This is a genomic window from Bellilinea sp. (genome assembly GCF_034432615.1).
Taxonomy (GTDB): domain Bacteria; phylum Chloroflexota; class Anaerolineae; order Anaerolineales; family Anaerolineaceae; genus Bellilinea.
Genome location: NZ_DAOUBL010000026.1, coordinates 1 through 4,110 on the forward strand (window position 1 = coordinate 1; position 4,110 = coordinate 4,110).

General features: G+C 56.3%; 3 protein-coding genes. 2 read left to right on the plus strand and 1 reads right to left on the minus strand.

The genetic code is table 11. The features are described 5' to 3' along the window. Window positions 1-321 (minus strand): BMP family ABC transporter substrate-binding protein (locus tag VAE48_RS01335; protein ID WP_322791506.1); only part of this gene is annotated, 321 nt, incomplete at its 3' end. Window positions 322-1,051: 730 nt separating this feature from the next. On the opposite strand from VAE48_RS01335, the gene VAE48_RS01340 reads away from it, so the two are divergent. Both VAE48_RS01340 and VAE48_RS01345 read left to right on the plus strand, forming a co-directional pair. Then, on the plus strand, window positions 1,052-2,515 hold the full coding sequence (locus tag VAE48_RS01340) for a glycoside hydrolase family 13 protein (protein ID WP_322791507.1): 1,464 nt from the start codon (window positions 1,052-1,054) through the stop codon (window positions 2,513-2,515). Window positions 2,516-2,752: 237 nt separating this feature from the next. Next, the coding region (locus VAE48_RS01345; RefSeq protein ID WP_322791508.1) for an ABC transporter substrate-binding protein at window positions 2,753-4,110 on the plus strand (1,358 nt) is incomplete at its 3' end.

A 4,110-nucleotide genomic window follows, 5' to 3' on the forward strand; every position in this document is an offset into this window, starting at 1 on the left:
TTGGGTGAGGAACTGACCGCCGTGCGTCCAGATGATGTTGTAGCCGCCGTCAATGTATTCGCGCATGACGCGGTCTACATCCGGAACGGCAACGCTCTCGGAATATGCGGTTTGAACGCCGGTGGCTTTTTGTAATTCCGAAATACCGACATACGCCAGGGTGTTGTAGTCGGCATCGGTAATCACGCCCGGAAAGATGGCGGCCAGTTTATAGGTCTTGCCGGTTTCTTGCGCGGCGGGGGTGGCGGCGGGGGCGCATTGTGCAGCCAGCAATGCAACCACCACCAAAACGAACAACAATCCGAAACGGTTCTTGCGCATTTCTTTCCTCCTTAAATTGAAAATGGGATAGAAGGGAAACAGGGTGAAGTTGAAGTATTTTCTATTTTACTCTTTTGAAAATGTCTGTCAATTACGAATTGGATAAAGATTCCGGTACATTCTTCCTTGAATATCCGCTTAATTTCCTGCACACAGCCCTGCCTTTTTAACGTGGGTTCGGGATAAGCACCAAACCTGATCAGCAGCGAGATGAACCCCCTCCAACCTCCTCCAATATCGCTAATGCGATATTGGGGGAGGCGCAGGGGTGCCCTGCCGGAGATTGCCGCGCTCGCTGCGCTCGCTCGCAGTGACATTAACCCGTCCTGACGGGAATCACCCCCACCCTCCTCCCCCAAAATCGCTGCGCCGATTTTGGGGGAGGCGCAGGAGGGGGCCCTGTCAGAAGCTGCCACGCTCGCTACGCTCGCTCAAAAGGACATGGGACTGTTAATGTTGTTCCGGGTGCAGCGACACAAACAAGAATTAATGTCACTCCGAACGAAGTGACACTCACCAGTGCTGACGGGAGTCTCGCGCCCAGCCGGAGACTGCCGCGCTCGCTCAACAGGACAGACCGTTGTTGACGTCCCTACCGCCTGCGGATGAAGCACCGTTCATTGCAAATGCGCTTGCCCTGAGGCACACATCCTGCCTCAAAAGCAGTGCCCCGTTTGATGGTAAAATCCTTTCAACTTTTTCTTCCATTCCACACCTGTGAGGACTTTGCATGACATCCACCTTCATCACCCCGCAGTGGGTTCATGATGCCGTTTTTTACCAGATCTTCCCCGACCGTTTCGCCTCCAGCCCCAGCCTGGAAAAGCCCAACAACCTCGAAGCGTGGGACGTCTCACCAACCCCTCACGGCTTCAAGGGCGGCGACCTGCTGGGTGTGGCCGAAAAACTGGATTATTTACAGGATCTGGGGATTACCGCCATTTACTTTACGCCGGTTTTTCAATCGGCGTCCAATCACCGCTACCACACCCATGATTATTACCGCGTTGACCCGCTGCTGGGCGGTGATGCCGCCCTGCGCCGTCTGCTGGATGAGGCTCACCGCCGCGGCATTAAAATTGTGCTGGACGGCGTTTTCAATCACGCCAGCCGCGGATTTTTCCAGTTCAATCATATTCTCGAATGTGGGGCGCAGTCACCCTATCTGGATTGGTTTCGCGTCAAAGGTTTTCCGCTGAACGCCTACCACGGCAAACCCAATTATGACTGCTGGTGGGGGCTGCCGGCGCTGCCGGAGTTCAACCACCAAAATCCCCAGGTTCGGCGCTTCATTTTTAACGTGGCGCGCTACTGGCTGGAACAGGGCATTGACGGCTGGCGGCTGGATGTGCCTTTCTGCGTGGATGATGACGCCTTCTGGCAGGAATTTCGTCAGGTGGTCAAGCAGACCAACCCGGATGCCTACATCACTGGCGAAATCCCCTGGGATGCCGAGCGCTGGCTGCAGGGCGATCAATTTGACGGGGTGATGAATTATCTGCTCACCTACGCCTGCTGGGGTTTCTTCGGCGGCGAAAAGATGGATAAGGAGCTGGTCGGCCACTGGTACGAGCATGGGCCGCAGTACTTTACGCCGCAGGCCGAGAAGTTCGCCCAAAATGTCAGCACATTATTGGGAAAATACCCGCTTCCGGCGGTGCAGGCGCAGTTGAACCTGCTGGACAGCCACGACACAGCCCGTTTCCTTTCCATTGCAGGGGGTGATCGGCGCTTGCAGCGGCTGGCAGCCCTGTTCCTGTTCACCTATCCGGGAGCGCCCTGCATTTATTACGGTGATGAAATCGGCATGGAGGGCGGCAAAGACCCCGACTGCCGGCGTGCCTTTCCGTGGGATGAAAGCCGCTGGGACGCCGAGTTGCGCGCTTTTTACCAGAATCTGATTCGCCTGCGCCATCAACACCCGGCCTTGCGCCGCGGGACTTTTGAGGTGTTGCATGCAGCCGGGCAGGCGCTGGTTTACCTGCGCCGGCTGGGACAAGACCTTGCCATGGTGGTCATCAACCGCTCGGCAGCGGCTTCTTATGAGGTCAACATCCCAGCAGCGGCTGACCTGCCCGAAGGGCTGATTTGGCGCAATGTGCTTGGCAGCGGCGGCGCACGGGTTGACAACCGGCGGTTGCACGGATTGACACTCCCGCCGCTGAGCGGGGCGGTATTGCTGCCGGCGGCCTAATTGTCTAATCCTCTGATTAATCTATTCATTCCGGGCTGTCCTGTGCAGCAATTTTCTTGACTCTGCCATGAGAATATGCTATATTGCTTGCACTTTCCATCCGATTTATTTACAATTAGGATAGTTGTAAACTCACAGTCCATCGGTGGATTCCGTCCAAATCTACCAGCCCTGTGAGCCCAAAAATCGGAGGAAACCTCTGATCATCCTAAAATCCCATAAAGAAGGAGGAGAAACATGAAGCGTTATACACTTCTGGTCATTGGACTGTTGGTCATTGCCAGCATGGTCCTTTCGGCCTGCCAGCAGGGCACCCAGGTGGTGACCCAGGTGGTGACGGAACAAGTCGAAGTGGTCAAGACGGTCGAGGTTGAAAAGCCGGTCGAAGTCGTCGTGACCCCCGAACCCACCCGTGTTGACCGCAACGGCGCCTGGCTGGACACCATCGTCGTGGTTGAAGAACCCAATGCTGACGCGGCAATCACCCGTTTGCAAAACAAGGACATTGACATCTACGCTTACACCGTCAGCAATGCCGAAATTGCAGCCAAAGTAGCCGCCAGCCCCGATCTCAAATCGGAGCGCTCGTTTGGGTCTTACAACGAGCTGACCTTCAACCCGGCCGGTCCGATTTTTGAAGGCACCGGCAAGCTCAACCCGTTTGCCGTGCCGGCTGTGCGCGAGGCGATGAACTACCTGATTGACCGCGACTACATTGTCAGCGAGATCCTGAAAGGTCTGGGATTGCCGCGTTACACTCCGTTTAATGTCGCCTCTACGGACTACGCTCGCCTGGCGGAGATTGCCCGCAAGATCGAATTGAAGTACGCCTATGACAAAGAAAAAGCCCAGCAGCTGATTGCTGCCGAAATGGAAAAACTGGGCGCGACACTTGTGGACGGCAAGTGGCAATACAATGGCGAACCGGTTGAAATCATCGTTCTGATCCGCACCGAAGACGAACGCCGCCTGATCGGTGACTATGTGGCAACCCAACTGGAAGATATTGGCTTCACCGTGACGCGCGACTACAAGACCGCTGCGGAAGCCTCCCCCATCTGGATCCGCGGCAACCCGGGCGACGGTAAATTCCATATTTACACCGGCGGCTGGATCACCACCGCAGTACCGCGCGACCTGGGCGATAACTTCTCGTTCTTCTACACCCCGCGCGGTCTGGCCTTCCCCTTGTGGCAGGCTTACACCCCCACTGAGGAATTTGATAAAATCGCTCTCGACCTTGAAAACCGCGCTTACAAGACTCTTGAAGAACGCACCGAGTTGATGGGCAGAGCCCTCGAACTGGCCTTGCAGGATTCGGTGCGTATCTGGCTGGTCGACCGCGCCAGCATCACCCCGCTGCGCGCCGAAGTGCAGGTTGCTTCGGACCTCTACGGCGCAGTGTATGGTTCGCAGTTGTGGCCGTACACCATCCGCCGCGAAGGTGAAGTGGGCGGCTCAATGACCATTGCCATGCCCAGCATCCTCACCGAGCCGTGGAACGCGCTCAACGGTTCCAACTGGATTTATGACCAGATGCTCATCCGCGGTACCGGCGAATACGGCCTGGTGTTCGATCCGTTCACCGGTCTGCA

What these genes read in the sequence shown, in the direction of transcription:
- VAE48_RS01340 (WP_322791507.1), top strand. Translation starts at nt 1,052, where the DNA reads ATGACATCCACCTTCATCACCCCGCAGTGGGTTCATGATGCCGTTTTT.